Annotated in this window: 24 protein-coding genes and 2 pseudogenes; 13 read left to right on the plus strand and 13 right to left on the minus strand. The window is 50.6% G+C overall.

The features are described 5' to 3' along the window. Positions 1-22: 22 nt before the first annotated feature. The 5 genes from HP15_RS21645 to HP15_RS05425 form a co-directional block, all read right to left on the minus strand. The gene (locus tag HP15_RS21645) at positions 23-985 is read right to left on the minus strand and encodes a YagK/YfjJ domain-containing protein (RefSeq protein ID WP_014576549.1); all 963 of its coding nucleotides are present in this window, start codon (positions 983-985) and stop codon (positions 23-25) included. 165 nt (positions 986-1150) lie between these two features. Beyond that, positions 1151-1654, minus strand: coding sequence for a DUF3987 domain-containing protein (locus tag HP15_RS22820; protein WP_041645108.1), 504 nt, complete (start codon positions 1652-1654; stop codon positions 1151-1153). After that, on the minus strand, positions 1629-2177 hold the full coding sequence (locus HP15_RS22825; protein ID WP_041645109.1) for a DUF3987 domain-containing protein: 549 nt from the start codon (positions 2175-2177) through the stop codon (positions 1629-1631). The genes HP15_RS22820 and HP15_RS22825 overlap by 26 nt, the downstream gene beginning before the upstream one ends. Then, positions 2158-2658, minus strand: a complete 501-nt coding sequence (locus tag HP15_RS22830) for a DUF3987 domain-containing protein (RefSeq protein ID WP_041645111.1) — start codon at positions 2656-2658, stop codon at positions 2158-2160. The genes HP15_RS22825 and HP15_RS22830 overlap by 20 nt, the downstream gene beginning before the upstream one ends. A gap of 24 nt (positions 2659-2682) precedes the next feature. Further along, positions 2683-2910 carry a helix-turn-helix transcriptional regulator gene (locus tag HP15_RS05425; protein WP_014576553.1) on the minus strand — a complete coding sequence of 76 codons (228 nt, stop codon included), beginning with the start codon at positions 2908-2910 and terminating at the stop codon, positions 2683-2685. 277 nt (positions 2911-3187) lie between these two features. Between HP15_RS05425 and HP15_RS05430 the strand changes: the two genes are divergently transcribed. The 5 genes and pseudogenes from HP15_RS05430 to HP15_RS05455 all read left to right on the plus strand — a co-directional run. Further along, positions 3188-3532: a hypothetical protein gene (locus HP15_RS05430; RefSeq protein ID WP_014576554.1), complete on the plus strand. Its 345-nt coding sequence runs from the start codon at positions 3188-3190 to the stop codon at positions 3530-3532. 141 nt (positions 3533-3673) lie between these two features. Continuing rightward, positions 3674-4636: a DUF932 domain-containing protein gene (locus HP15_RS05435; protein WP_014576555.1), complete on the plus strand. Its 963-nt coding sequence runs from the start codon at positions 3674-3676 to the stop codon at positions 4634-4636. Positions 4637-4722: 86 nt separating this feature from the next. Continuing rightward, positions 4723-5724, plus strand: a complete 1002-nt coding sequence (locus HP15_RS05440; RefSeq protein ID WP_169702136.1) for a YqaJ viral recombinase family nuclease — start codon at positions 4723-4725, stop codon at positions 5722-5724. 62 nt (positions 5725-5786) lie between these two features. After that, entirely contained in the window at positions 5787-6695 is a 909-nt protein-coding gene (locus HP15_RS05445; RefSeq protein WP_014576557.1) for a recombination directionality factor, read from the plus strand. 117 nt (positions 6696-6812) lie between these two features. Further along, positions 6813-7808: pseudogene (locus HP15_RS05455) on the plus strand (IS3 family transposase); the annotation flags it as partial. Positions 7809-8027: 219 nt separating this feature from the next. Here HP15_RS05455 and HP15_RS05460 read toward each other — a convergent pair. The 7 genes from HP15_RS05460 to HP15_RS05490 all read right to left on the minus strand — a co-directional run bounded on the left by HP15_RS05460 (position 8028) and on the right by HP15_RS05490 (position 15647). Further along, on the minus strand, positions 8028-9260 hold the full coding sequence (locus HP15_RS05460) for a benzoate/H(+) symporter BenE family transporter (protein ID WP_014576560.1): 1233 nt from the start codon (positions 9258-9260) through the stop codon (positions 8028-8030). 704 nt (positions 9261-9964) lie between these two features. Beyond that, a complete protein-coding gene (locus tag HP15_RS05465) occupies positions 9965-10963 on the minus strand; it encodes a hypothetical protein (protein ID WP_041645112.1) in 999 nt (332 codons plus the stop codon). Positions 10964-11058: 95 nt separating this feature from the next. After that, positions 11059-11772, minus strand: a complete 714-nt coding sequence (locus HP15_RS05470; protein WP_014576562.1) for an ABC transporter ATP-binding protein — start codon at positions 11770-11772, stop codon at positions 11059-11061. Next, positions 11769-12536, minus strand: a complete 768-nt coding sequence (locus HP15_RS05475) for an ABC transporter ATP-binding protein (protein WP_014576563.1) — start codon at positions 12534-12536, stop codon at positions 11769-11771. Before HP15_RS05475 ends, HP15_RS05470 begins: the two co-directional genes overlap by 4 nt. 2 nt (positions 12537-12538) lie before the next feature. Beyond that, positions 12539-13495 carry a branched-chain amino acid ABC transporter permease gene (locus HP15_RS05480; RefSeq protein ID WP_014576564.1) on the minus strand — a complete coding sequence of 319 codons (957 nt, stop codon included), beginning with the start codon at positions 13493-13495 and terminating at the stop codon, positions 12539-12541. A gap of 12 nt (positions 13496-13507) precedes the next feature. Next, complete coding sequence (locus HP15_RS05485) at positions 13508-14371, minus strand: branched-chain amino acid ABC transporter permease (RefSeq protein WP_014576565.1); 864 nt, start codon at positions 14369-14371, stop codon at positions 13508-13510. 106 nt (positions 14372-14477) lie between these two features. Then, positions 14478-15647: an ABC transporter substrate-binding protein gene (locus HP15_RS05490; RefSeq protein WP_041645113.1), complete on the minus strand. Its 1170-nt coding sequence runs from the start codon at positions 15645-15647 to the stop codon at positions 14478-14480. A 272-nt stretch (positions 15648-15919) separates the two neighbouring features. Between HP15_RS05490 and HP15_RS05500 the strand changes: the two genes are divergently transcribed. Beyond that, a protein-coding gene (locus tag HP15_RS05500) for an IS3 family transposase (RefSeq protein ID WP_167352725.1) occupies positions 15920-17055 on the plus strand; the annotation gives its coding sequence in 2 pieces (ribosomal slippage) (positions 15920-16163 and positions 16163-17055; 1137 coding nt in all). A gap of 597 nt (positions 17056-17652) precedes the next feature. Continuing rightward, positions 17653-17928, plus strand: a complete 276-nt coding sequence (locus HP15_RS22295) for a hypothetical protein (protein ID WP_141697243.1) — start codon at positions 17653-17655, stop codon at positions 17926-17928. Here the strand turns inward: HP15_RS22295 and HP15_RS05505 are convergent. Further along, positions 17900-18865: an AraC family transcriptional regulator gene (locus HP15_RS05505; protein WP_014576569.1), complete on the minus strand. Its 966-nt coding sequence runs from the start codon at positions 18863-18865 to the stop codon at positions 17900-17902. The two genes, HP15_RS22295 and HP15_RS05505, sit on opposite strands and share 29 nt — an antisense overlap. A gap of 299 nt (positions 18866-19164) precedes the next feature. Between HP15_RS05505 and HP15_RS23120 the strand changes: the two genes are divergently transcribed. The 6 genes and pseudogenes from HP15_RS23120 to HP15_RS05535 all read left to right on the plus strand — a co-directional run bounded on the left by HP15_RS23120 (position 19165) and on the right by HP15_RS05535 (position 25168). Continuing rightward, a complete protein-coding gene (locus HP15_RS23120; protein ID WP_439531896.1) occupies positions 19165-19749 on the plus strand; it encodes a hypothetical protein in 585 nt (194 codons plus the stop codon). 1148 nt (positions 19750-20897) lie between these two features. Then, positions 20898-22142, plus strand: coding sequence for a Rieske 2Fe-2S domain-containing protein (locus tag HP15_RS05515; protein WP_014576572.1), 1245 nt, complete (start codon positions 20898-20900; stop codon positions 22140-22142). An 18-nt stretch (positions 22143-22160) separates the two neighbouring features. After that, positions 22161-22654, plus strand: a pseudogene (locus tag HP15_RS05520) (aromatic-ring-hydroxylating dioxygenase subunit beta). Between the two features lie 82 nt (positions 22655-22736). After that, the gene (benC, locus tag HP15_RS05525; protein WP_014576573.1) at positions 22737-23753 is read left to right on the plus strand and encodes a benzoate 1,2-dioxygenase electron transfer component BenC; all 1017 of its coding nucleotides are present in this window, start codon (positions 22737-22739) and stop codon (positions 23751-23753) included. A 10-nt stretch (positions 23754-23763) separates the two neighbouring features. Beyond that, entirely contained in the window at positions 23764-24549 is a 786-nt protein-coding gene (locus tag HP15_RS05530) for a 1,6-dihydroxycyclohexa-2,4-diene-1-carboxylate dehydrogenase (RefSeq protein WP_014576574.1), read from the plus strand. Positions 24550-24850: 301 nt separating this feature from the next. Beyond that, complete coding sequence (locus HP15_RS05535; RefSeq protein WP_227499709.1) at positions 24851-25168, plus strand: 2Fe-2S iron-sulfur cluster-binding protein; 318 nt, start codon at positions 24851-24853, stop codon at positions 25166-25168. Positions 25169-25173 lie beyond the last annotated feature (5 nt).

A 25173-nucleotide genomic window follows, 5' to 3' on the forward strand; every position in this document is an offset into this window, starting at 1 on the left:
AATTTAAATATAAGAATCCACATTAAAAAACTGGATTGCATTTCCTTTTTCTGCCTCGTCTCTCCTTTTTCTTTGGTATCGTTCCCCGAAAGAAAGTCCGATTAGCCGAAATATTTAGAGAATTTAAAGAGTAGTCTGTTTTTGCTAAATAGCAGGCCGCAAATTTCAGATTCTCGATCTTTTCGATATCCCAATGCTCTACACGCCCAATTCCATAGTATTTGTATTTTGCAGGGTCCGTTGCATTACAGTTATGATAGTCTCCTCGACCCTCCGTTACCTCGTTTTTCCAGTGTTCTCCAATCATTCTGGCTAAGATGACATCTTTCTGGTGCTTGGACCCGTCGAAAAAAAGCATAACGTGGAAATGATAACCACGATAATGTCCATGTTCCAGTTTCCCGATAAAGCCTTCCGGCTTGGGTATTTTTTCAGATTCTCTCAAATCTCTTCGGAGTCGGCGCCAGAATCTTGCCATGTCGATAAATAAATCACTTAAAAAGTTGACCTTGTCAGGGTCGATTCTAAGACGTAGGTCAATTCTCACAACGATGAGTCTTGCATAATTTTCTAGGTGAGCATCAATATATCGGGAACAGCTATTTTCTCTTTTTAATTCTGATTTTCGGTTGATTCTGATAGTGCGCTTAAACTCTGGGGTGGAGGTATATTTCTGCAATGATTGGCAGAAGTCTTTGAGCAGTTTGTTGTCACCTAGATCCCCTGAAATGAGTTTTCCTACATCTTGGTCTATGGCGTGTGGTGATATGACTGTGTTTTTTGCTGAGAAGAAGGCCTCTACATAGGGATTCATTCCATAGAGTGGGGCGTCAATAGATAATCCCTCTTCTGAGATACCAAGAAGTCTTATTATTTCTCGCTTGCTTGATCGTGATAACGATTCTACTTTGGCTATCTTTTTTGATAGTGTTGCTATAGCATCTAGATCCTTGATAGTGTCTAATGATTCATATACGTATGTCATATGCCCTCTATCTCTATATATTTATATATCTATATATTTATATATCTCTATATCTTTATAGCTTCTACAGACGTAATAGGATAAGTACCAGAATTAAATCCGCTTGTTTTCTGATGATCCGGCCTGAACCCCGGGGAATTCAGGCCGTTAAGTTAGGCGTCCATACTATGCTGGAAGATGAGGCATCGTATCGATTAGATGCCTGTTCTTTTCATTTACGAAAACTCGAATGTATCCGCTACATTCAAGGTATTCTAGCGCGTCCCTGAATTGCGCTGGTTTCCTCACTGCTGAAGGACAGTACTGCCTGGTGTGCCTCTTTGGGATATATCGCTGATTCCGGCCACGGACATTACTTGTCAGCCAATCGTTAAGAATCATGGCATTGACGACGTGATTCGGGGTGTGATCGAAAACCATCATATATTCGTTTGAGAAAAATACGCATATATGAACGGCAGCATCCAAGGTGTCATAGCTGATATTACCGCTCTCGTTGTTCACAACGTGTAATATCCCCGCCACTCTGACTATATTTTCCAAGAGCTTGGATGCGTGATCCGTTGCATTGGCATAGATACCGCCAGGCCTCATATTGACCTCAATCTCGTTGCCGACAGCGATACAGTGGTCTGCCGCACGATCACTTAATTTCAGAAGGTTCTTCATATTCAGTCTCCTCAGATTCGAAGGATTTTTCGATCAGCTCGCGGATTCGCGCAAAATATTGCGTCGAGTCTGACCTAGTGTTTTCGTGACGGGATATCTGTCTGAACCCGATCGTTGAAAGCGGTCCGCACACCAAAGTCCGTGCCCACAAACCTGCCGCTTTGGCCAGATCGGATTTGCGGTCTCGATATTCTTGGAATGGGCCGGGCTGAATTGAGAGTAGGAAAGCCATCCGTTGCCCCGTGAGCGTGAAGGACTCTGAGGTTTTTCGTTCGACTTTGATGGGCATTCCGCTCCAAGAAGAGTTCAATGTCGACATCCCTGGAGTGACCAACTGGTTGAGGGTGCCTGTTCCCTCATCGGCCAGGACGCAAACGTTTTTTGTGTTCTGATGCATGCCCTGAAGTAACCCCTGCACGGTTGTGTCGTCGTAGATGGTCTGGCGCCCTTTCGGTTTGGGTGGTTTATTTTTTTCGTGTTCGCTGTATAGACGTTGAGCTTTTTTAGTCTTTGGGCTCGTCATCGCTGTCATCCTCCTTCATTGCCAGGGCAATATCGTATTCGATGGCTTTGCTGAGTTTTTTCTGCAATTCCTTGCGATGGATCTCCCAAATCTGGATGTCCCGTAGCCATTGCAGTAGCTGTTCTTGGTGCTTCTTTTCGGCCGCGATCTCCGCCTCACGAATTGGTTTGAAAAAGTAATTGATTAAGCTTGATTTCCTTTCGCCAGAGTCTGCGATCAACAGTCCATAAAGCGACAGAGATGTTCGGCCTCCCGCCGGTCGTTCAACGTCGTAAAGGGATTGAGTCGCGGTTGAGGCCGCAATGAGGCATGCAAGAAGCGTTAGGGGATGGGGAGCTTGTATCTCCTTGAGCGCTTTATCGACCGCATCTCCGATCAGGCCCAGCCGCGTCAGGTCTGGTAGTTCACTGTAACGTTCAAGCAGACTTTGCTGCCCCGGTATCGCTGCTAATCGTCTTGGGAATCGTTCATTCTGTTGCATAGACATCACCTCGATTTTTGAGAGTCATTCACATCTTGATTTCTCAATCTGGAGCTCCATCCAATCTTCAATCTCATACTCTATCCACGCCACTGCTCCACCTCCGATCCGGATTTGCTTCGGAAAAGCTGCGTCGTAGTACTTGGAGCTCTTCTTGAGCCGGTTATAGATTGATGCGCGAGACAGGCCGGTTTTTTTGATCACCACCTTTAACCGAATGAATTTAATTTCTCGTTTGGGTGTACCGGTCATGGAATGCCTCCTCAACAATCTGAGTAAAAGCATAAATCGATCAGGTTCGGTAACGCATTGTTATTCCAGGTATATTCCAGAATATTCCAGGAGGGCTGGATAGCTAAAAGCAAGTGATAAGCGAAAGTGCTGAAAGGCTTGAAACCCTGCTACGACTGCTACACGTAGCATTCGTAGCAAGGAAACTGCCTATCCGAAAAATCTTCGGACCTATATCACCCCTGTGAACCGGGGCACTGACAGTGCCTTCCTTCCCAATTCACAGAGGTAATTTCCAATGTCTGAACAATGCCCCAACTGCCAGTCCCGGCGGATTGGCAAAAACAACTACGGCAAGAAAACTGCTGGTGTGGTTGGCGCGTCTGCCGGGACCTATGGCGGCTATTCGGCTGCCACGGCCGGTGCCCAAGCGGGTGCTGCCCTGGGAATTGTTGCCGGTCCCGCAGGAGCAACCGTGGGTGGTATCGGCGGTGCCGTCATCGGTGCGCTACTGGGTGGCGCCACTGGCGCTTCCGCTGGCGTGATACTGGGTGATGTCCTGGATGATCGTGTGCTTGATAACTACCGCTGCCTAGACTGCGGCTATTCCTTCGGCGATGACCCTGGCTCCCGTGGGGGATGACGCATTCGCCCAAGGGAAGCCCCGAACTCCCACGGGAGAAAATTCCCACGCCCAAGGGAGCGATCGGTCTCCCTCGGGTGAAAAGATAACTCACACCGGAAAGACGTTAATTTTCTTAATAAATTTCAAAGGAGAGCAACCATGGCTCATCTCATCGAACAAATGGCCTACGTGGGCCAAACCCCTTGGCATGGCCTGGGGAACGAACTGACTTCGAATCAGCCCCTGGGGGTCTGGGCAAAACAAGCGGGCTTGGATTGGCAGATTCAGGAAAGCCCTGTCCGCTTCGTCACCAATTCCAGTGGCAGTCTGAGTGAAATCCTCTCTTACCCGGATTCCAAAGTGCTTTACCGCTCGGATACCAAGGCTCCGCTGTCGGTCGTCGGTAACCGCTTCAAAGTGGTTCAGCCTGAGGAGATCCTGGAGTTCTATCGGGATCTGACCGAGGTGTCTGGCTTCGAGCTGGAAACCGCTGGCGTGCTGAAAGGTGGCCGTAAAATGTGGGCACTCGCCCGTACCGGCCAGTCCGGCATGCTCAAAGGCAACGATCAAACCAATGCCTATGTCCTGCTGGCCACCGCCTGTGACGGCACCATGGCCACGACTGCTCAGTTCACCAGTATCCGCGTGGTGTGCAACAACACCCTCGCGGTTGCCCTGAAAGGCTCCGCCGCCAATGCCGTGAAGGTGAAGCACAACACAGCATTTGATGCGGACCTGGTTAAGAAGCAACTGGGCATCTCCGTCTCCGCCTGGGATGACTTCATGCACCGCTTGAAGATCCTGAGTGAGCGTAAGGTGAAAACCACCGAAGCCAGAAACTACTTCCTCAAGGTGTTCACTGACGATTCCGGTGCTGGCGTGGGCAAAACCAACGAACGCTCCATGGCGAAGGCTCTGGGGTTGTATGAAGGCGAGGGCATGGGTGCCAGCCTGGCATCCTCAGAAGGCACGGCCTACGGCCTGCTGAATGCTGTAACGGAATTCATTGATCACCAGCGCCGGGCCAAAACCGTTGACCACCGGCTTGATTCCGCCTGGTTCGGAACCGGTGCCGCCGTCAAGAACCGCGCATTAGAGCAGGCCATGTCACTTGTGGCCTGAGCCAATCCTACAAATCGCTAAACCGCCATAAAGCCCACCGGAGCCTGATGCTCTGGTGGGCTTTTTTATGTCTGGAGGAAAACACCATGGGCATGAGTGCAAACACAATTCAGAAACAGCGACCGGCCTTGCGCCTGGTCTCCACCAAGGGGCTGAGCCGTGATGAATGGCTGAAGGTACGCAAGCAGGGCATTGGCAGCAGCGATGCCGCTGCAGCCGTCGGCATGAACCCTTACCAGTCCCAACTGGAGCTCTGGATGGTCAAGACAGGCAGAGATGCGGGCCTGCCCAAACCGGATTCCGACGATCCCGAGTCCCCCGTCTACTGGGGCCATATCCTGGAACCGATTGTTGCGGAGCAATACAGCCAGCAAACGGGCCGCAGGGTGCGCCGGGTGAATGCCGTGCTCCAACATCCAGATCCGGAAAAGCACTGGATGCTGGCCAATCTGGATTACTCAGTCGTTGCCGATGAAGACGTCCAGATCCTCGAGTGCAAAACAGCCGGGGAATTCGGGGCACGACTCTGGAAAGAGGGCGTGCCGGACTACATTCAGTGCCAGGTCCAGCATCAGCTGGCTGTTACCGGCAAACAGTCGGCAGATGTGTGCGTGCTGCTGTGTGGTCAGGAGTTGAAGATCTACCGCATTGAACGGAATGAGGAACTCATCGAGGCACTGTATGTGCTGGAGCGCCAGTTCTGGGATTTCGTGGAAACAGATACGCCGCCACCCGTTGACGGTACTGATTCCGCCGAACGCGCCTTGCGTCACCTGTACCCGGTGGACCAAGGCGAGACACTGGACTTCAGCCAAAGCAAGGAGCTGTCGGAAGCGTTCGATGAGTTGCTGGCCATCCGTTCGGAAATGGAAAGCCTCAAATCCACTGAATCCCACCTGAAACAGCGCATCGAGAGCCAGATGGGCGAAGCGTCAAAGGCAACCTTCCCCAGTGGCAGCGTCAGCTGGAAGCGGAGCAAGGACTCCGTTGGGCTCAACGTGAAGCAACTGCTGAAGGATCGGCCAGGGCTTCTGGATCAATACCCACTCACCAAGCCGGGCAGTCGGCGGTTTCTCATTCAAGCATAAAACCCCCATTGGCCACGCGGGCGTGACGAGTGCCCCGTGGTCCTTTTTTCAGGAGAGACATCATGATTAAAGGTTTAGCCATTACGCCTCCCGTACTGGGGCGTATCAGCATTGGTCGGGTCGTTGAGAAGAACGGCATCCGGCTACCTCAAAAAGACGATCAGTTCACTATCACCTCCCAAATCCAGGAGAAGGACGCCGGGTGGGTGGCACATCCCATGGACGAGGAGCTCCGGAAGGATGCGCCAAACGGCAAGCTGCGGACCATTCCTGTGCGCATGCTGTTCAACGACGCGGATCTCAACCTGCGGGCCGAGTACACCATGTTTGACCGTAAAAGCGGACGACCCGTGTGTGTCGGTAATGGCGACACATGCAAGCGCCTGACGCAGTCAGGAGTGCAGTCTTTGCCATGCCCGGGGCCAACGCTGTGTGAGTTCGGCAAAGGTGGCCTGTGCAAGCCCTATGGTCGCCTGAACGTGAAGGTCGGTGACGATGATGACCTCGGCACTTTCATCTTCCGAACGACCGGCTACAACAGCATCCGGACCCTTGCGGCCAGGCTGAGCTACTACCAGGCAGTCTCTGGTGCTCTGCTTGCGTACATGCCGTTGGAATTGAAGTTGCGAGGGAAAAGCACGACTCAGACCCATCGAACGCCGATTTACTATGTGGATTTGGTGGTCAAGGAGGGAATGTCACTGCAGGAAGCGGTGGCTGAGGCAAGGGAAAAGGCCAGGCAGGTAAAAGAGGAGGGCGTTGATCAGGCTGCATTGGATGCCGCGGCTGCGAAGGGATTTGGGAATGCGCTGTTTGATTATGATGAGGATGAGATGGGGCAAGTGGTCGAGGAGTTCTTTCGGGTACCCAATCCGAATGGTAGTCAATCGAGCTTTTCTTCGATCTCGAAGTTGAGAAAGAAGTTGGATTCAGTTAGCAGTGTAACTAGCATAGGGGAGTTTACGGTTTGAATGCTGAGCGGGTGATCATTGTTTGGTTGCTCGCTCACATTCTATCGGTAATCCCCCCGAAAAACCAAGGTGCCCAAAAGTAGAATTTTCCGTAAGCTAAACGCAAGGAGATTCTGCATGAAGAAGTCACGTTTTTCCGACAGCCAGATTTTGTCGATCCTCAAGCAAGCCGAGAACGGCGTGCCGGTGCCTGAGCTGTGCCGCGAGAACGGCATGAGCAGTGCCAGTTTTTATAAATGGCCGGCTAAGTTCGGCGGCATGGACACGTCCATGATGAAGCGCCTGAAAGAGCTCGAAGATGAAAACCGGCGCCTGAAAAAGATGTACGCCGAAGAGCGCCTCAAGTCTGAGCTGCGCAAGGAAGCCCTGGAGGGAAAGTTGTAAAGCCATCTCTCCGCCGCGAGATGGCGCACAAAGCGATTGCTGATGCCCGTTGTAGCATTCGCCTGGCCTGCGTTACCTTCAGCGTCAGCGAGTCTTGTTATCGCTACCAGGCCAAGCTCAGCAGCGAAAATGCCGAGATTGCGGACCTACTGGTGCGATTAACTCATAACCAGCGCAATTGGGGCTTCGGTCTGTGTTTTCTGTATCTGCGCAATGTGAAGGGCTACCCCTGGAATCACAAACGGGTTTACCGGATTTACCGGGACCTGGAACTGAACCTGCGGATCAAGCCACGCAAGCGGTTGGTGCGTGAGAAACCGGAACCCCTGGCGGTGCCGACGGCCATCAACAGCAGTTGGTCCATGGACTTCATGCACGACCAACTGGAGGATGGCCGCAGTTACCGGCTGTTCAATGTGATCGACGATTACAACCGGGAAGGTCTGGGTATTGAGGTAGATCTGTCACTGCCCTCTGGGCGAGTCATTCGTGCGCTTGAGCAGATCATCGAGTGGCGGGGGGAAACCCGCTCAGATCCGCTGTGACAACGGTCCGGAATACATCAGCACTCTCTTGTCCACTTGGGCTGAAAAGAATGGGATCACGCTGGTGTTTATCCAGCCGGGCAACCCGCAGCAAAACGCGTATATCGAACGTTACAACCGAACGGTGAGATACGATTGGCTGGCCCAATACCTGTTCGATTCCATCGAAGAAGTGCAGGAATATCCACCGCCTTGAAAACTTTTGCATTGGTAGAAAAGGTCTCATTGGTCTAGCCTTTTGAAAACGCAATGTCGGAGGAATTGATCAACTCACGACCAGTGACGCCTATCATTCATAGATCATGAGCATCCAGAAGTCTCCTCCTCACCCTGGTTTTGCGAAAGCAAGCTGGACCGCCCAAAATAGCTGTTTATGGATGGGCACTAGCTATGACTTGTAGTACTAAGTACCGACGGCGCGGCGCAGGCTTTCCCGCTCTAGCAACCACGAAGTGGCAAAGGCGAACACAAGCCCCCAAAAAGGCGCGCCGACGCTGAAAATTGGCACGCCTGCTGTGGAGACAACAAAAGCCACTAGGGCGCCCAAAGGACATTCTCCACTAAAGGCCGCTTGAAAAGCTCCCTGTAACACACGGATCATGGCCAGACCACCAATCAGGGCGATCAGGCTCGCGGGCAGGGCGAGTGCGAAGCTGGTGGCCAAGGGAGCAAACAGGCCAAACGCGATCATTGCACAGGCAAAGAGAATTCCGCCGATCCATTGCCGCCTCCGCTCGCCGCTTGCAACCAACAGCGCATTGGTGGGGCCGGTGAGGCAGGCGGGCACGGAACCGACCAGCGCGAACAGCATCGTGCCCAACCCCGAGCCGACTGTAATCGCTTTTATCGGTGGTGCGTGCGCAGCTTGCCGCAATACCGCGAAGCCTTGAGCGTTTTGAATGCCCAGCACAGTCACGGTCAGAGGTATGACCAGCTCCAGCATCGCCGTGAGCGAGAATACCGGCATGTAGAGGTTTGGCCGGACCAGCACGGCAGCTGCGTCTGGCAGCGGCGCAATCGCACCGGTCACCCAAGCGGCGATGCCACCGGCCAGGACCGCTGCCAGTACCGCCGGCAGCCGCCGACCCAGTGCGGGCAGCGCCGAAAACAGGATAAAAGCCGCTAGACTTACGCTGGCAAGCAGTCCGTTGTCTGTGAACGCGGTAACCACCTTGATGCCCAGAGGCAAGAACACACCCGCAACCATACCCATGACGATAGGCAGGGGTGTCCGCTGCATGACCCAACTGATCACACCGCTCCAACCCAGCACGACTATAAGCAATCCAGTCACCCAATAGGCTCCTATGACTTCGGCAAAGCTCAAATGACTAAACGCGGCAGGTAGCAACAAGGCGCCGGGGATAGTCCATGCCATGGCTAAGGGCTGACGGTAGCGCCAGCAGAAATACAGAGTCAGCACGCCGCTCAGGCCGTAGGAGCCAAATATCCAAGATGCCAGATCAGCCTCGGAAAGCCCTCCCGTCTGACCGACAGTCAGAAGGATCGCTAGCGGCCCGGTAACTCCGAACAGGAAGCCTGTGATGGCGTTGCTCAGTAATTGGCGATCCAGCCTCGTTGACGGAGCGTCTACCTCCGCATTACCTGCTTGCGCGTCTGAATTTTTTATTGTCATGCATCTTTTCCTTTTTTCGCCCGGTGGCGCTGGGTGACTCGATTGTTCATGTGTCCCGTATGCTTATTGAGAGCAGGTGACTTGGAGTTCTTATAAGACTCATCCACCAGTTCCTTTCGCCTTCGGAGGTAAATCTTTCCGGACGCGGAGTCCAGTGACGGCAATTCGGCGCCCTGTTGAGCATTGATTGAGATCGGCTGTCTTGAATTCAGCCACTCGGTGATCAGCTGCCTGCTTCCCTTCTAGACGGTGGCCGAAACGGTTCTGTCTGTTTCCTAGTTGAGCCGGGCGAGGGCTTTATAGCTTATATTGAATGGTTTTGATGCGCCTAAGAGAGCGGCACTTAATGGGGGCAGGCTGGAATTGCCCGGAGGGTACCGGGCTTAGTATACCTGATTGATTTGTCCCTCTCTGTGCAAACTGAAGATGTATTTGTGGGCACAACCGGGTGAGAGATCCAGGGCCAATGAAAGCTCCTAGATAGTGGGCGGCCTGGAAGCCACGGAGATGTAGTTGAGGATATACAATCTGATTTCCTGCGAACCGGATAACTGCCTGCTGCCGGTTTCGGCTTTCCTCTGCCATGGGCGTTACCGTTTTCAAATGACTAGTGCTATCTTGTACACGGAACAAACAGGGGCCCTCGAGACGGCGGGCACCTGTTTTGCGGGTTGTGGCACGGAACCCAATTCTATAGACCGGGATTAGAATTTGTACTTGGCCATGATTTCAATCTGCTGGCCTTCGGGCAATAGTGGGCCGAAGGCGAGATTGTACTTTCGCCACTCTACCCCGGCTTCTAGATCTTGGGTGATGTTGTGGATCAGGTTGACGCGATGTTCCTCGTAGTTCGTATCGGCGTCGTCATCCACTTCAACGTTTGTATAGGCGACGTTTGCCCGCCACTTGTTGTTGATCACGTACCGGAAGCCAACGTCAAACCCTGCCTGACTGACAGCGTCATCGTTTTCGACATCCGGTGACGCCAAGCTGTTGTTTACGCCAACACCGGTGAAGGCGCCAAGCCCCTCACCGTAGTGGGCGTTCACATTAAGGCTGTGAGGACCAATCATGAACTTTGAGCCAATGGCACCGCCACCCACGAAGTCGCCGTTTTCAACTTCGCGCCCAGACACGGTAAGAATGACACGGTGACCGCCGTCGAGGCTCAGGTTGTAGTTAACGGCAAGATCAGGCATGTCGGCGTCGTTGTTGACAGGGTCCTGTGCGGTAAAGCGGAAGCCGGCAGCCTCGTGGCTAATCAGGTTAGTGCGGAAGTTGAGCCCGCCTAGCGTGCCGCGCGGCCCGCCGAGGAAGTCCAGGTAGTCGTGATAGGCAACGGCCCAGAACTGGCCGGTCCAAGTTTGCCCAACTGTGGTCTGGTCAACCTTGATGAACGCATGGCGAAGCCGAAAGTCGTTGTTCTCGCCAGGGTAAGTTCCACCGTAAAAGTCGCTTTCCACAAAGCCGACAATAGTGTGGCCTTCTTTCTGGGTGACGGTTTTAAGGTTAACCCGAGACTGGTTTGAGCGACCAAAAATACGGGAATCTCCATCCTCGACTTTTTCATAGAGGGCTTCGGCTTTGAGGTAGCCACCGATGCTGAACTTGGTATCGTTGAACTTGCCAAGTTCGAGGGAATAAGCGGCTGGGGACACGCTGAGGCTGCAGGCGAGCGCTAATAGTGAATGTCGATAGTTCATTCGTCTTCTCCTTATTATTCGGAAATAGAACTATAGATTTTTCAAGATCGGGAAAATATCCGGTTAATGAACATCCCTATCCGTTTTTTGTACATTTAGACACTGAGTGCGGTTTCGACTGTTTCCAAGTTTTCATCCAGCTCTTTCGAGCTGCCGTCAAAGTGAATTTTTCCCTTTACGATCACCACATGGTAGTCACACAGCTTTTTTAGGGCCTTGATATTTTTGTCCACTACCAATGTGGAAATGCCGGACTCCCGAATGGTCGCAATAACCTTCCAGATATCAGCACGAATTAATGGCGCCAACCCTTCGGTCGCTTCATCCAAGATCATCAGCCGTGGGTTGGTGACTAGGGCTCGGCCGATCGCCAGCATCTGCTGTTCTCCCCCCGAGAGTTCCGTGCCCAGGTTGGACAGGCGCTCCTGCAGGCGAGGAAAGGTGTCCATAACACGCTCGAAGTCCCAGCTGGTTTTGCCATTACTATCGGGGCGGGCGGCCATTTGCAGGTGTTCCTTGACTGTTAGGTTGTGGAATATCCCTCTGCCTTCCGGGACATACGCGATATCACGGCGCATACGCTTCCAGGTCGGTAGTTTGCTGATGTCTTCACCGTCAAAATGCACATGACCACTGCGTGGCGGCACGATGCCAAGGATGGACTTCAGAGTGGTGGTCTTGCCCATGCCGTTGCGGCCCATCAGGCTCATCGACTGCCCTTTTCCAAGACGGAAGGACAGGTCGTGGAGAATGTGGCTGCGGCCGTACAGGGTATTGAGGTTTTTTACTTCGAGAAGGCTGTTTCTCATGCCGCTTCCTCCTCTTTTTCTTTGCCCAAGTATGCCTCTTTGACACGAGTGTCATTGCGTACTTCATCCACCGTACCAGTGATCAGGTGAGTGCCATTATCCAGTACGGTCAACTGATCTGAGAGTTCGAAAATGGCGTCCATGTCGTGCTCTACCAGAACAATACTGTAGGTTTGCTTGAGTTGGTTCATCAACTCAATGATGCGTTGGGATTCCTCATGACCCATGCCCGCCATAGGCTCGTCCAAAAGTAGAATGCAGGGGTCAGTCGCCAATACCATTGCCAACTCCAGTTGGCGCTGTTCTCCGTAGGATATTTCCGCTGCGACCGTGTGTACTCGGTTCTCAAGGCCCACCTGACAAAGCGCTTTTTCCGCGCCTTCTCGAACCAGCTTGTTGGAATGGCGCGATGCAAACAGGTTGAAACTGCCGGTGAACCGCCGTTGGGCGGCGATGGCGCAATTCTCCAAGCAGGTAACGTCGACGTAGATATTGGTTTTCTGGAAGCTGCGACCTATGCCTCGGTGGACGAACTCCCAGGGCTTCATGCCCTCAATCTGATCTCCCTTGTGAAAAATGCAGCCACTTGTGGGCTTCAATGTTCCGCACAGCATGTTCAGCAATGTGCTCTTGCCGGCACCATTAGGGCCCACCACACCATGCAGATGCTTGTCTTGAAACTGCAGGGAAATGTCATCCAGTGCCTTAATGCCGCCCCAGTGCTTGCTGAGGGATTCGGTTTCCAGAATGATTTCGTTCGCCATAATTATTTCTCCAGCAGCTTTTCAAGGTAGCCGGCCAGGCCTTTGCGAAGCAGCAGGACCATCAGGATGATGGCGCCGCCCATAAACAGCATCCAGTCGTCGCTCATGTGCTCGAAGATAAACAGCAGGCCTTCGTAGGTAATGGTGCCCAGAATCGCGCCATAGATCGTACCCATACCACCGAGGATTGACATCACCAGAGCGGTGCCGGACATTTCCCAGGTCAGGAATTGTGGATTCACGTAACCGTATTGCAGGGCGAACAACAGGCCTGCATAGGCTGCAAGGGTACTTCCGATAATGTAGCTGATAAGTCGGAACGCGAAAATGTTGTAGCCCAGTGCTTCTGTACGCTCGGGGTTCAGACGGCTGGCTTCCACGATGCGGCCGAACCGTGAATGAAGGATGATCTTGATAGCAACTAGGGTAATCAGAACCGCCAACAACGCCAGATAATAAAAGTGCGCTGGGTTGTCAAGGTCTAGGAAACTTAGGCCAAAAATGCTGGTCTCCGGCTTCATGAAAATGAACAGGCCATCGTCACCACCGAACTCCAGCGAATCAAAGAAGAAGTAGTAGACCATCTGCGATATGGCCAATGTGATCATAATGAAGTAGATCCCGGAGGTACGCAAAGCCACAACACCAACAACCAATGCGACCAGGGCACTGATGCCCATAATGTAAATGGCGTAAACCCAGAAGTTGACCGCTTCGTACTCTGGTGTGAGGAGCACGAAGAGATACCCCCCCAGGCCGTAGAACAGCGCGTGCCCAAGGGTGACAAGGCCAACACGACCGACCAGAAAATCCAGGGACATCACGAATACCGAGAGGATCAGGATGGTGGTAGTTTTCCCCACAAAGAAGGAATTGGCTTCCAGGAACAGTGGGATACAGAGGGCGATAATAAAAAAGAATGCTAGGACAATGCGTTCAGTGCGCTTTTCGAAAATCATGTTCGGCTCCGCTTACTTGGCGAACAGGCCCTGGGGCTTCACCAGTAGCACCAGGATCATAAAGAGGTAAATAACCATGTTGGACATGGTCGGCGTTAAAACCGCGGCGAAAGTGGTGATAACACCAACCCACAGCGCACTCACGAAAGCGCCCTTGATGGACCCCATGCCACCGATAACCACCACTACGAAACAGGTAATCAGCACGCTCTCCCCCATGCCCGGAACAATCGAACGCATGGGCGCGGCAATGATTCCTGAAATGGCGGCCAGCATCACGCCGATGGCGAACACGATGGTGTAAAGGCTTTTAATATTGACACCCAGGGCTTCCACCATTTCGCGGTTGGATTCCCCGGCACGGATCAGCATGCCCAGGCGGGTTTTACTCACCACGAGATACAGGGCAGCGGCGATGGCGATGCAGATCAGCGCCGCAAAAATGCGATACACCGGGTAACTGGAATTGTCAGTGAAAGGCACGGAGCCGCTCAGCGCCTCCGGAACAGAGACGCCGTAGGGGTCGTTGCCCCAGAGAATGCTTTGCACTGAGTTGAACACGAAGATCATGCCGATTGTCAGCAGAACTTGGTCCAAGTGATTACGTTTATACAACCGCTGTATTAATAGACGCTCGATCAGTATGCCCAGAGCAAGGGCGATAACCGCTGATAGAATGGCAGATACCGTAAAGCTTCCGGTGACGCCCACGAAGTACCACATCAGATAGGCGCCCACCATATACAGGGAGCCATGAGCTAGGTTCAGGATGCCCATGACGCCAAGGACCAAGGTTAGGCCGGAAGCGATCAGAAACAGAAGCAACCCATACTGAAGGCCATTAATAAGTTGCACGAAGAAAAGTTCGGTAGACATAGTGATACCCAACGGTGTTGCCGATAAGTCAGTTCAGGTGTGGGCAAGGGAGAGAGCTTCAGTATACCCCCCCCCCCGCTTTCAACGGGGGAGGCAGAGCCCGCGCTTAGAGCTTGCAGCCACGGGCCGGGTCTTCTAGGGCTTCGGCGGCTATGCTCTGCACCACGTTTACGCCATCTTTCACTTCCCGCAAATAGATGTTCTGAATCGGGTTGTGAGCCTTGGAGAAGGTGAACTTTCCCCGAGGGCTGTCTATGACCAGCTTTTCCATGATGTTGATAGCAGCCTGTTTGTTGCTGAGATCACCGTTGAGCTGGTTGACAGTGTTGACGATAGCTTGGCCAGCGTCATAGCCTTGGACCGCGTATATATCCGGGTAGTGGCCGTACTCGGTATGAAAGGCTTCCCGGAAATCTTGATTCTTTGGAATATCCAGATTTTCGGAGTAGTGTAGACCCGTTATTATACCCTCGGCTGCTGCACCTTGGGATTCCAATGTGCCTTCGGTGAGAAAGCCAGATCCCATTAATGGGATTTTGCCGCGCAGGCCCATGGCGTCGTAGTCTTTCACAAATTTGGTAGCTCCGCCGCCTGCGAAGAAAGTGAATACTGCATCGGGGTTCTTGTCCGCAATGTCGCTGATGTTGGGCTGGAAGTTGGTGGATGGGAAGGGTAGAAGAACCTTTTCAATTATTTCACCACCGCCGGCTGCAAAGGATTCTTCGAAGGCATCCAGGCTTTCACGGCCCATGCCGTAGTTCCAACTGATGACGTAAACCTTTTTGTAGCCTTTGTCGAGCGCCACGGTGCCCATGGGATAGGACGGTTGCCAAGATGAGAAGGAAGTGCGAAATATGTTGGGAGCACATAGGGGGCCCGTTGCCGCTGCGGCACCCGCGTTCGGAATGATCATGATAATGTCTTTGTTTCGCAGCATCTTGATCATGCCCATAGCGACACCGGAGTGAGCGGGACCAACCACAAAGTCCACTTTGTGCTGGTTCAGCAAAGAAGAGGCAAGCTCCGGAGCACGTGAAGGCTTGGCTTCTGTGTCGAGTGTGATGACTTCAATTGAGCTTTGATGAGATTTGTGGGCATTTGCTTGCAGTGCTAATAATAGTCCGTCAAGTGCAGCCTGTCCTGGTCCTGCGTATATTCCACTCAATGGCAGCATCACTCCAACTTTTATATCGGTAGATGCGAAAGCTGTAGTGGCGGCTATGCTCAGGAAATATCCCGACACTAGTGTAACGAAACAATTTTTTATTTTATTCATTTGTACACTCCAAGTCTTATTTTCGGAGATGCTATTACAAAGCTTTATTGTACGAGGTTGATATCCCTTTTTTGCAGACAGTATCCATGCATTGCAGTTACATGGGGTAGCTCTGAATAAGTCTCCCTAGATATGATGTTCTAAACTGCCAGTCCTCAACGCACGTGGGTTGGGTTCTACCCCGTTTCCACGGACGGTTCTAAAACGGCGATGGACTTACCCCGGTCCACTAGACACTCCTGGCCTATGATTAGAGCATAGGAGGAACTGTCATGAGCAGCCAACGTTATCCCCCGGAATTCAAAGACGAAGCGGTCCGACAAGTGCTGGAGCGGGGCTATACTGTCGCCGAAGTCTCGCAAAGACTGGGAGTTTCGGCTCACAGCCTCTACAAATGGGTTAAAGCCGTGAAGCCGGACAAGTCTGATGAACAGGCTGCCGAATTGGTCGAAGCCAAGAGCGAGATCCTCAGGCTGCGTGCCCAGATGCGTCGGATTGAAGAAGAGCGGGATATCCTAAAAAAGGCCGCTCGGTACTTTGCCAGAGAGCCCGAGTAAAGTACCGGTTCATCAACGATCACCGACACGAATTCAACACAATGACCATGTGTCGCGTGCTCCGGGTGGCTCGCAGCGGGCTTTATCAATGGCTGCATAAACCATTATCTGACCGAGCTATCGATAACCAGCGGCTGCTGGCGCAGATCCTGGCGTCGTATCAGGGCAGTTCTGGTGTCTACGGTGCTCCACGCGTGTTTCTGGACCTTCGGGAAGCCGGTGAAACCTGCGGCAAGAACCGAGTTGCCCGGTTGATGAAAGAACATAAAATCAAAGCGCTACGAGGCTATAAAGCACCCAGGGTGATCGCCGGAAGACCGTCGATCCTTAACCCAAACAAGCTCCAATGTGAATTCACGGTAGGCTGCCCAGACAAGGCCTGGGTGACCGACATCACCTACATCCGCACCTGGCAAGGCTGGCTGTATCTGGCAGTGGTGGTCGACCTGTTCTCACGCCGCGTGGTGGGCTGGTCGATGAAACCGACACTGCATCGCAGCTTGGTCGTGGATGCGCTGCTGATGGCCGTCTGGCGTCGACGACCGAAGGAAAAGGTGCTCATTCATTCGGATCAAGGCACCCAATACGGCAGTGATGATTGGCATCGTTTCTGTCTGGCTCACAACCTGGACCCCAGCATGAGCCGACGAGGTAATTGCTGGGATAATGCAGTCGTGGAATCCTTCTTCAGCAGTCTGAAAAAGGAACGCATCCGCAAACGGATCTACAAAACCCGTGACCTGGCTAAGGCCGATGTGTTCGACTACATCGAAGTGTTTTATAACCGGGTCCGACGTCATACCCACCTGGGTGGCGTCAGCCCAGAGGCCTTTGAAATGGCCTCCGTTTGAGGCTGGGGTGTGTCATGTGTATCGGGGTAAGTCCAAACTACAGTCGCGGCCGTCCGCAGAAAAGACTGCAAATGAAATCGCCCTGGGATTACAAGGCGGAACTGGCATCAAACGAATGAGGTGGTGTCAGGTTTGGCGCGACAGGCCCAAACCAGGTGTGGAGTTGGGACATCAGCTATTGTCCGTCAGCGGTGCGTGGTCAAAATTGGAATCTGCACCTGATTATTGGCATTTAAAGCCGCAAGATCGTCGCCTGGTAAATCCATAAGGCCGAACTCGGAGAACTGGCTAGGCAACTGGCTGACCGCAGCATTGTTTTGCGAAGGCTGCGTGAATACCCCCCCCCCGTGACAACGGAGGGTCGATAACCTCGTACACGCTTAAAGCTCGGGTGGCCGATCTGGGCATTTTGATGTCGTAGAGCCGGTCGAGTGTCAGCAACGATAACCCATACTTGGAATTGTTGTTTCGGACCGTCAGATGTGGTCCGGAATGGCCCTTAACGGATTTTGAATCACCGCCGGAAGTGTGCAACTAGATGCCGGCGTTCGAACACGCCTACAACAAACGGGGCACCTACACAGCGGAATACGGTTCATGACCCCGACAGACCCGCATCGTGGCATTGATCAAGAGAGCCTCGGGAATCGAAAAATCATTCATGAAGAAGCGAAGTCCTGGAAATCACGGCGCTGGTTAAGAAGCACCCGAAACTGGGCTGTCACCGGAACGCTAGCGCTTAATCCTAGCAAGTTGCAAGAAGTTGATGCAGTAAGCCTGCCACTTAAATGCAGTAATTCGGACAACTGGGTTGAAAATCGACGTATTGCTCAGAGTACGATTTTTACGTTTTGTGGGCTGATCTTTTCTTAATGGTTTCCGAAGGCAACTCGCCAAACAACTCCTTATAATTACAAGAAAGTCGGCCTAAATGCATAAATCCATAATCGAGCGCAACCTCTGTAACATTCCTTGCGGCGCCACTCTGCAATTTTTCTCGAACTCGCTGAAGTCTTCTATTCTTTATATAATTTCCAGGAGTTGTTGATAATGAATCCGAAAACATATTGTAAATCGAACGAACGCTAACTTTTGAAATTGCAGCCAGCTCATCTACATTAATATCAGTTTTTAAATTATCATCAATGTATTGAGTGATATTCTTCATGCAATTGTTAGCGTTTGGATCCCCAATGTCTCGCTGAATGTTGCTGATAAATGTGCTGAGCAGTTTTCTTACGATTATTTCTTTGTATGGATCAAAAGAGAGAAAAGTGTCAGAGTTATAATCCTCAATTTCCAAAAATACAGTTTCTATCAGTTTTATCAGTGACGGGAAACGAAAAAGGTTCACTGGACGTCGCTTAAAACGAATGCCGGATTTTGGAATGCAACCCTGGTAAAAAAGAAGGGAAGATTGCACTGCACTTTCAGGTATATTGATAATTAGTTTTTCGCAATCAGAGGAGTAATCGAGTATAATTAGCTCGTTGGGATTTAACATTATTGCATCACCTGTCTCCAAAAGAGCTTTCGCGTCCTTAAAAGTGACTCTGCAGTTCCCTTTCATTATAACTTGCAAATGGAATGATTTTTCTAGCTCAGGGCTCCTAACTTTTACTTCGGTACCATAAGAAAGAGAGCTCACCTTAAGTTCAGAAAATTCTGCAAAGCTTAAACAAGACTGCGCTGCTTCGAATTTTTTTAGTTCAATCGTATGGCGACCTATTTCTTTGTTTACAAACTCCGATACTACCTCCGGATGAGCCGATTTGAAAACCGTTGATCGATTTAAAACATTAGTAAACATCTGTATTTACCCCTTTTGCATTTTATTTTTATACTACAAGCCAATTTTAGACTAGCTTGGTAGCGTGTAGTGGTCAACTATCTCCGAACAGTTTCCCGAATCGGTTACTTCAAAAGCCTCGAATTGACCCCAAAGTCTGCAACCGCTCGCAAGGCTTCAGACGGTTTAATCGCACCTGACATCGATTTGCCCAGTCATTGCATCGTCTATGCATACGTTCACTTTCCAACAATAAAAGACCAAAATGTACACATGCATAGTGGACTGACCCTATTAGCCATTGCCTAGACCGGCACGCCTTGCCATCAGAACCCGGTACCGTGGTCAAGCGTCACTGCTTCCCGAACATCGAGTTGATTCGGGCCTATCTGGGCCTGATCAAGTTGGTCAAATGCCGCTTCGAAGCATTGGGGTTGGTCGGCAACGATCCGTTTTTCAACTCTGCCGCGGGCAGTGAGCAGTCGCTATCCTCAGCCCGTTTTTCGCAGCGGTTTGATGAAGATGCCGAAGGTCTGACGCCCATTCTGGAAGAGGCCGCCTGCGCGTTTCTGAAGCTCCTCGAAGCGTCAAGCTCTCGGCTGGACATGTGCCATGCGGTACTGATCATCGATGTGTCTCCCATGGACAGCAGCAAGACCTGCAAGAAAAATGTCAGCGACATCTACAGGGGGCTACGTCGGCAATGCACCCATTGCCGGTTCAAGAGGGCAGGTGAATGGGATGTGAGATATGCCCCGGTAGCCAGCGTGACATTAAGCGATTTCTGGAGACGTTCAAACGCGTCGTGCCCGGAAGCCCCGGCGCTTGGCAGCCTCGCCGATTCTGTTGCCTTTGGACGGCGCCCACAATGTCCGAGAAAACCGGGACTCTCTGCTTCAGCATAGGCAAATCGATTTCCTAATCAACTGGAATCGTCGTAAGCAGGGTCCAATGACCGAGGCGGACAGGGCCCATAGACAAAAAGCCTGGTCATTGAGCGGTGTCGATAAAATGGCAGCCGTTCTATCCGAAGGTCTGCCAGAGGACCCTGGCGTTGGCCGAATCGCCAAAGTCAAGGTACGCACCAGAGATGCGCATTACCGGAGAGATTGGCAAGCGTCTAAGAGTTTATGGATTGGTACTTCTACCATGCCTTTAGAGAGTAATCCCACAGCGAGTTTATGGCCGACCTGGACTCGGACCGTTTACCTTTCGTTAAGTTCAACACCAGAAATCTAGTGATGGCATTCGCTACACTGAGCTACAACCTTCTGCGATTGAAGGGCCAGCGGCTCACAAAGGAACGAACGCGCCTTTACGCCACCAGCCAAGTGACGTCTCCTGAGAACTGTGACGCAGGAAATGATGAACAATTGCCTGCCCCCTGGTATACAGCGGCCGATAGTGGCTGCCGGGTTTTGGTCGAGACTGCTCGGGCTATGCTATGTTCCGCGACGCGTATCTAGGTCTTACTTCTTCCGGATAAGCAATTCGATAAAATTTGCCACGGAATACCACCTGATGACGTTGATCTGGTAGAGATGGCCCCTGTTGCTCGGATTACGCACTTCGGGCTCAAAATCGACTGAGCCCACCAGAAGCGGTGCGTGTGTGCATATTGGGAGCAGAGTCATTGACACAGGCACATGGGCGATCCCGGGTCCAAGTCTTCCACCACAGACATCTGGTCGAAATGTTTTTCGCAAGCCGTTCATTAGATCCGTTTGCCCATCAGCCTGCAGAACCTGGACAATAAATGCAGGCAGAGGATTTCGATCCATAACTCACTTGGAGAATATAGATGATGTCGTAGATTATAAATCTCTACTTACAATGTTTTTCCTTGCATTGTGAGGAGCCAAATTGAATGGGTCCAATTGGAGGCATTCTAGGTTCGTGCGAGGTTTTCATTGGTTGATGAATTGTATTGTGAGGCAAATATGTCAAACCGTATAAAAGAAAAATCGAATCAATTCTTATCGCAGATCGGGGAAAAGGAGTTTATAAATTACGGAAAGATGCATTTACCGATGAAGAAATTTTTGAGCTCGAAATGAAGTATATTTTTGAGGGGAATTGGGTTTATCTTGCACATGAAAGTCAAATTCAAGAAAATAACGACTTTTTTACAACCTATATCGGACGCCACCCGATAATTATAACGAGAGATAAGTCGGGAAATCTTAATGCCTTCCTTAATATCTGTACTCACAGAGGGGCGATGTTATGTCGATCAAAGAAAGGCAATAAATCCGTCATGACATGCCCCTTTCATGGTTGGAGTTTTAATAATTCTGGAAAACTAGTGAAGGTGAAAGACGAAAAAGGATCGGGGTATCCAGATTCTTTTAATTGTGAAGGCGAGCTAAATCTCAAAAATATTGCGAAGTTTGATTCCTATCGAGGGTTTCTTTTTGGAAGCCTAAATTCTGATGTTCAAGATTTAAACGACTATTTAGGTGATACAACAAAAATAATTGATATGATTGTCGATCAATCTGAAGATGAGATTGAGGTTCTTCGCGGTGCTTCTACATATACTTTCGATGGTAACTGGAAAGTGCAGGCAGAGAACGGTGTAGATGGATATCATGTTTCAGCTGTGCATTGGAACTATGTCGCCACAGTTGCACGGAGAAAGCAAGGATTATCTGAAGATAGTGCAAAGAGCGTGGATCTTAGTTCTTGGAACAAGCAAAAGGGAGGTTCGTATGCCTTCAAAAACGGCCATACTTTATTATGGATGGAGGCGCCAAACCCGCAAGATAGGCCATTGGCAGAAAAACGCGAAGAGCTATCTAGGAAGTATGGAAAGAATAGAGCTGATTGGATGATTTCGAATATAAGAAACTTAGGAATTTATCCAAATGTGTTTTTGATGGACCAAACAAGCACTCAAATTCGTCACTTTCGTCCAATATCAGTTAATAAGACTGAGGTCACGATATATTGTTTCGCTCCTAAAAATGAAAGTGGGGAAGCGCGTAATCGTCGTATTCGGCAATATGAAGACTTCTTTAATGCGACGGGCATGGCAACTCCTGACGATTTAGAGCAATTTAATTCTTCTCAGATTAGTTTTCATGCCTCAAAAGCTCCTTGGAACGATCTTAGTAGAGGAGCTAAGCATTGGATTGATGGGCAAGATAAAGAAGCGGAAAGTATTGATATATTTCCGCTTCTAAGCGGAGTGAAAAGTGAAGATGAAGGACTGTTCGTGATGCAGCATGAATGTTGGGCTAATGCTTTATTGAGGGGTATGTCAGACGAGGAAGATAAGGTTATATGCAAAGAATAATTTTTTTGGAGATTTTATATGTGCTTTGACTATGGAAAAATTTGTAAGTTTTTATATTCTGAGGCCCGATGCTTAGATGATAAGGATTTTGAGAGCTGGCTTCAATTTTATGATAAAAATGTCGAGTTCTGGATGCCTGCTTGGGATGATGACGGAGATATTACAAAAATCCTAGAAACGAAATATCGCTAATCTATTACGATAACCGTTCTGGTCTTGAAGATCGAATCTTTAGGGTTCAAACAGAACGTTCCGGCGCAAGCAGTGTGCCGGATCCAAGGACCCTGCATTCGATTAGCAATATCGAAATAATTGATGGCAATTCTGAAGTATGTAGTATTCGCTATAACTGGATTACTAAAAGCTTTAGATATAATAAAGTAAACACGTTTTTCGGAGTTACTTTTGTTGATTTAGTAAGTGCGGGAAACGAAGGATTTTTGATTACTAGAAAAAAAGTAATATTGAAAAACGACTACATTGATCAAGTATTAGATGTTTATCATATTTGAGTGATGAGGCAACTCTGCCCCCCCCCGGAGTTTCTCGAAGCAATCTACTGCTGTTGATTATTTTATGTGAAGGTAGCGCAGAATGTATAAGGTAGCTCTCAATTTTGAGGATGGAATCACTCGTTTTATTACAACTTCACCAATGGAGACGGTGGCAAACGCTGCTTATCGTTCGGGAATTAATATCCCGCTTGATTGCCGTGATGGTGCTTGCGGAACCTGTAAGTGCCACTGTGAGTCAGGCACCTATGAAATGGAGGGCTTCATTGAAGATGCGCTCTCTGATGAGGAGGTCAGACTGGGGTATGTGTTGACATGTCAGATGATTCCGGAATCGGATTGCGTTGTTACTGTACCAGCGTCGAGTGAGGTGTGCTTGAAAGGGGGGGCGTCAGACATTTTTGCTGAACTGAGTGAAGTCAAACAGCTGTCACGCACAGCGTTGTCGTTTGTCGTTTCTGGAGAAGGAGTTCGTGCAATGCAGTTCTTGCCGGGCCAGTACGCCAAGATACAGGTGCCTGGAACTGATGAGTTCCGAGCATACTCCTTCAGTTCGATGGTCAACCACGCTAACGGGTTAGTGTCGTTCCTAATGCGCGTTGTGCCCGAAGGGTTGATGAGTGGCTACATGACACATAAAAGCAGCGTGGGCGATTCTATTGCTCTGAGAGGCCCTTTTGGTAGTTTTTACCTGCGTGAGGTAAAACGACCGGTGTTGATGCTAGCCGGGGGGACGGGGCTGGCGCCCTTTTTGGCGATGCTGGAAAAAATTCAGCTAGAAGGTAGCGACTATCCTATCCATATGGTTTACGGCGTTACACACGAAGTCGATCTTGTTGCGCTGGATCAGCTTGAAGCTTTCGCTGAAGCAATCGGCAACTTCACGTTTAGTGCTTGTGTGGCCTCCTCAGAGTGCGGTAGCTGGCCCCAGAAAGGTTACGTTACGCACCATATCGAACCCGAACATCTTAATGATGGAAACGTAGATATCTATTTGTGTGGCCCGCCGCCAATGGTCGACGCGGTAAGCAGTTTTATACAGGAAAAGGGTATTCAACCAGTGAGTTTCTACTATGAAAAATTTACAGCCAATAAGTAAGGAAAGTTAAATGAGATTTGATCGTTTTGAGAACTGTGTTGCTGTCGTTACTGGCGCTGCCCAGGGTATCGGTCGCTCAGTTGCTTTGCAGATGGCTGCGGAAAAAGCCAGCCTGCTGCTAGTGGATCGCTCTGAGATCGTCAAAGAAGTCGCCGAGGAGGCATTGGTAGCCGGTGCGGCAACTGTGCAGACCATTGTTGTGGATCTGGAGCAGTACGCAGGAGCCTGTCAAGCAGTCGATGCGGCGGTCAGTCATTTTGGCCGTATCGACATTTTGGTCAATAACGTCGGCGGTACGATATGGGTTCAACCTTACGAGGTCTACAACGAAGAACAGATTGAGGCAGAAATTCGTCGTTCCTTGTTTCCGACCCTCTGGTGTTCACACGCAGTTTTGACGCAGATGCAGAAACAGGAAAGCGGAGTGATTGTAAATGTGTCCTCCCTTGCAACCCGAAGCACTAACCGTGTGCCCTATGCTGCCGCCAAAGGGGGCGTAAATGCTATGACTGTGTGTATGGCGTTTGAAAATGCTAAATATGGCATCCGTATCAATGCAGTTGCACCGGGGGGGACTGATATTGGAGAGCGGAGGATTCCGCGTAATAGTAAGCCCATGAGCCAATTGGAGAAAGAGTGGTATCAGTCCATCGTTGATGAGGCTACGGAACTGAGCTTTATGAAGCGATACAGCGCGCCGGAAGAGCAGGCTAATGCGATACTTTTTCTCGCTTCTGATGAGGCTTCTTATATTACTGGTACGGTTTTGTCGGTTGGTGGCGGATACCAAGGGTAATTTTTTTACACTGGAACATGCACCTTCAATATTCGATCGCCGTGATTTGGGATTTAGTGGTCATGAGCGATTCGGAGCTCTATTTCACGAACACGATAACGGTAACGGTAACTTTCAATATTTTGCGACCCGTACCCAGCTGGGCAATGATTGCGATGCTGCGGCCCTGCAACAAGGGCTAGCGCTAAAACGTAACATCTGTATAGATAATTTTCTGAGAGCGACAGACTGCGGAAAACATCCGGCGTTCAGCTTTGTCTAAGACAGATTGATTGGGAGAGTGGGCATGGTCAGAGTCCAAGTGTCTAATCGTACAACAGGAGACCACTTCAAATGCCAGGCTGGCCAGAGCGTACTTAAGGCCATGGAGCAGCAGGGCGTAAAGTGTGTTCCCGTGGGTTGCCGGGGCGGTGGTTGCGGATTCTGCAAGATCCGGGTGGTCGAGGGTGAATACGAGTGCGGAAAGATGAGCCGCGCACACGCACCGCCCGAAGCCATTGAACAGGGGGAGGTCCTGGCCTGCCGGATCTATCCGGTCACCGATCTGACTATTGAGTGCCTGGAGCCATCCGCGCCGGGCGAAACGAGCGAGCAAACAACAACAAGAGCGTTGAGGTAACTGTT

Origin of the sequence: Marinobacter adhaerens HP15 (genome assembly GCF_000166295.1) — a bacterium.
Taxonomy (GTDB): Bacteria; Pseudomonadota; Gammaproteobacteria; order Pseudomonadales; family Oleiphilaceae; genus Marinobacter; species Marinobacter adhaerens.

What these genes read in the sequence shown, in the direction of transcription:
- HP15_RS21645 (WP_014576549.1), bottom strand. Translation starts at nt 985, where the DNA reads ATGACATACGTATATGAATCATTAGACACTATCAAGGATCTAGATGCT.
- HP15_RS22820 (WP_041645108.1), bottom strand. Translation starts at nt 1,654, where the DNA reads ATGAAGAACCTTCTGAAATTAAGTGATCGTGCGGCAGACCACTGTATC.
- HP15_RS22825 (WP_041645109.1), bottom strand. Translation starts at nt 2,177, where the DNA reads ATGACGAGCCCAAAGACTAAAAAAGCTCAACGTCTATACAGCGAACAC.
- HP15_RS22830 (WP_041645111.1), bottom strand. Translation starts at nt 2,658, where the DNA reads ATGCAACAGAATGAACGATTCCCAAGACGATTAGCAGCGATACCGGGG.
- HP15_RS05425 (WP_014576553.1), bottom strand. Translation starts at nt 2,910, where the DNA reads ATGACCGGTACACCCAAACGAGAAATTAAATTCATTCGGTTAAAGGTG.
- HP15_RS05430 (WP_014576554.1), top strand. Translation starts at nt 3,188, where the DNA reads ATGTCTGAACAATGCCCCAACTGCCAGTCCCGGCGGATTGGCAAAAAC.
- HP15_RS05435 (WP_014576555.1), top strand. Translation starts at nt 3,674, where the DNA reads ATGGCTCATCTCATCGAACAAATGGCCTACGTGGGCCAAACCCCTTGG.
- HP15_RS05440 (WP_169702136.1), top strand. Translation starts at nt 4,723, where the DNA reads ATGGGCATGAGTGCAAACACAATTCAGAAACAGCGACCGGCCTTGCGC.
- HP15_RS05445 (WP_014576557.1), top strand. Translation starts at nt 5,787, where the DNA reads ATGATTAAAGGTTTAGCCATTACGCCTCCCGTACTGGGGCGTATCAGC.
- HP15_RS05460 (WP_014576560.1), bottom strand. Translation starts at nt 9,260, where the DNA reads ATGACAATAAAAAATTCAGACGCGCAAGCAGGTAATGCGGAGGTAGAC.
- HP15_RS05465 (WP_041645112.1), bottom strand. Translation starts at nt 10,963, where the DNA reads ATGAACTATCGACATTCACTATTAGCGCTCGCCTGCAGCCTCAGCGTG.
- HP15_RS05470 (WP_014576562.1), bottom strand. Translation starts at nt 11,772, where the DNA reads ATGAGAAACAGCCTTCTCGAAGTAAAAAACCTCAATACCCTGTACGGC.
- HP15_RS05475 (WP_014576563.1), bottom strand. Translation starts at nt 12,536, where the DNA reads ATGGCGAACGAAATCATTCTGGAAACCGAATCCCTCAGCAAGCACTGG.
- HP15_RS05480 (WP_014576564.1), bottom strand. Translation starts at nt 13,495, where the DNA reads ATGATTTTCGAAAAGCGCACTGAACGCATTGTCCTAGCATTCTTTTTT.
- HP15_RS05485 (WP_014576565.1), bottom strand. Translation starts at nt 14,371, where the DNA reads ATGTCTACCGAACTTTTCTTCGTGCAACTTATTAATGGCCTTCAGTAT.
- HP15_RS05490 (WP_041645113.1), bottom strand. Translation starts at nt 15,647, where the DNA reads ATGAATAAAATAAAAAATTGTTTCGTTACACTAGTGTCGGGATATTTC.
- HP15_RS22295 (WP_141697243.1), top strand. Translation starts at nt 17,653, where the DNA reads ATGACCCCGACAGACCCGCATCGTGGCATTGATCAAGAGAGCCTCGGG.
- HP15_RS05505 (WP_014576569.1), bottom strand. Translation starts at nt 18,865, where the DNA reads ATGTTTACTAATGTTTTAAATCGATCAACGGTTTTCAAATCGGCTCAT.
- HP15_RS05515 (WP_014576572.1), top strand. Translation starts at nt 20,898, where the DNA reads ATGAAGTATATTTTTGAGGGGAATTGGGTTTATCTTGCACATGAAAGT.
- benC (WP_014576573.1), top strand. Translation starts at nt 22,737, where the DNA reads ATGTATAAGGTAGCTCTCAATTTTGAGGATGGAATCACTCGTTTTATT.
- HP15_RS05530 (WP_014576574.1), top strand. Translation starts at nt 23,764, where the DNA reads ATGAGATTTGATCGTTTTGAGAACTGTGTTGCTGTCGTTACTGGCGCT.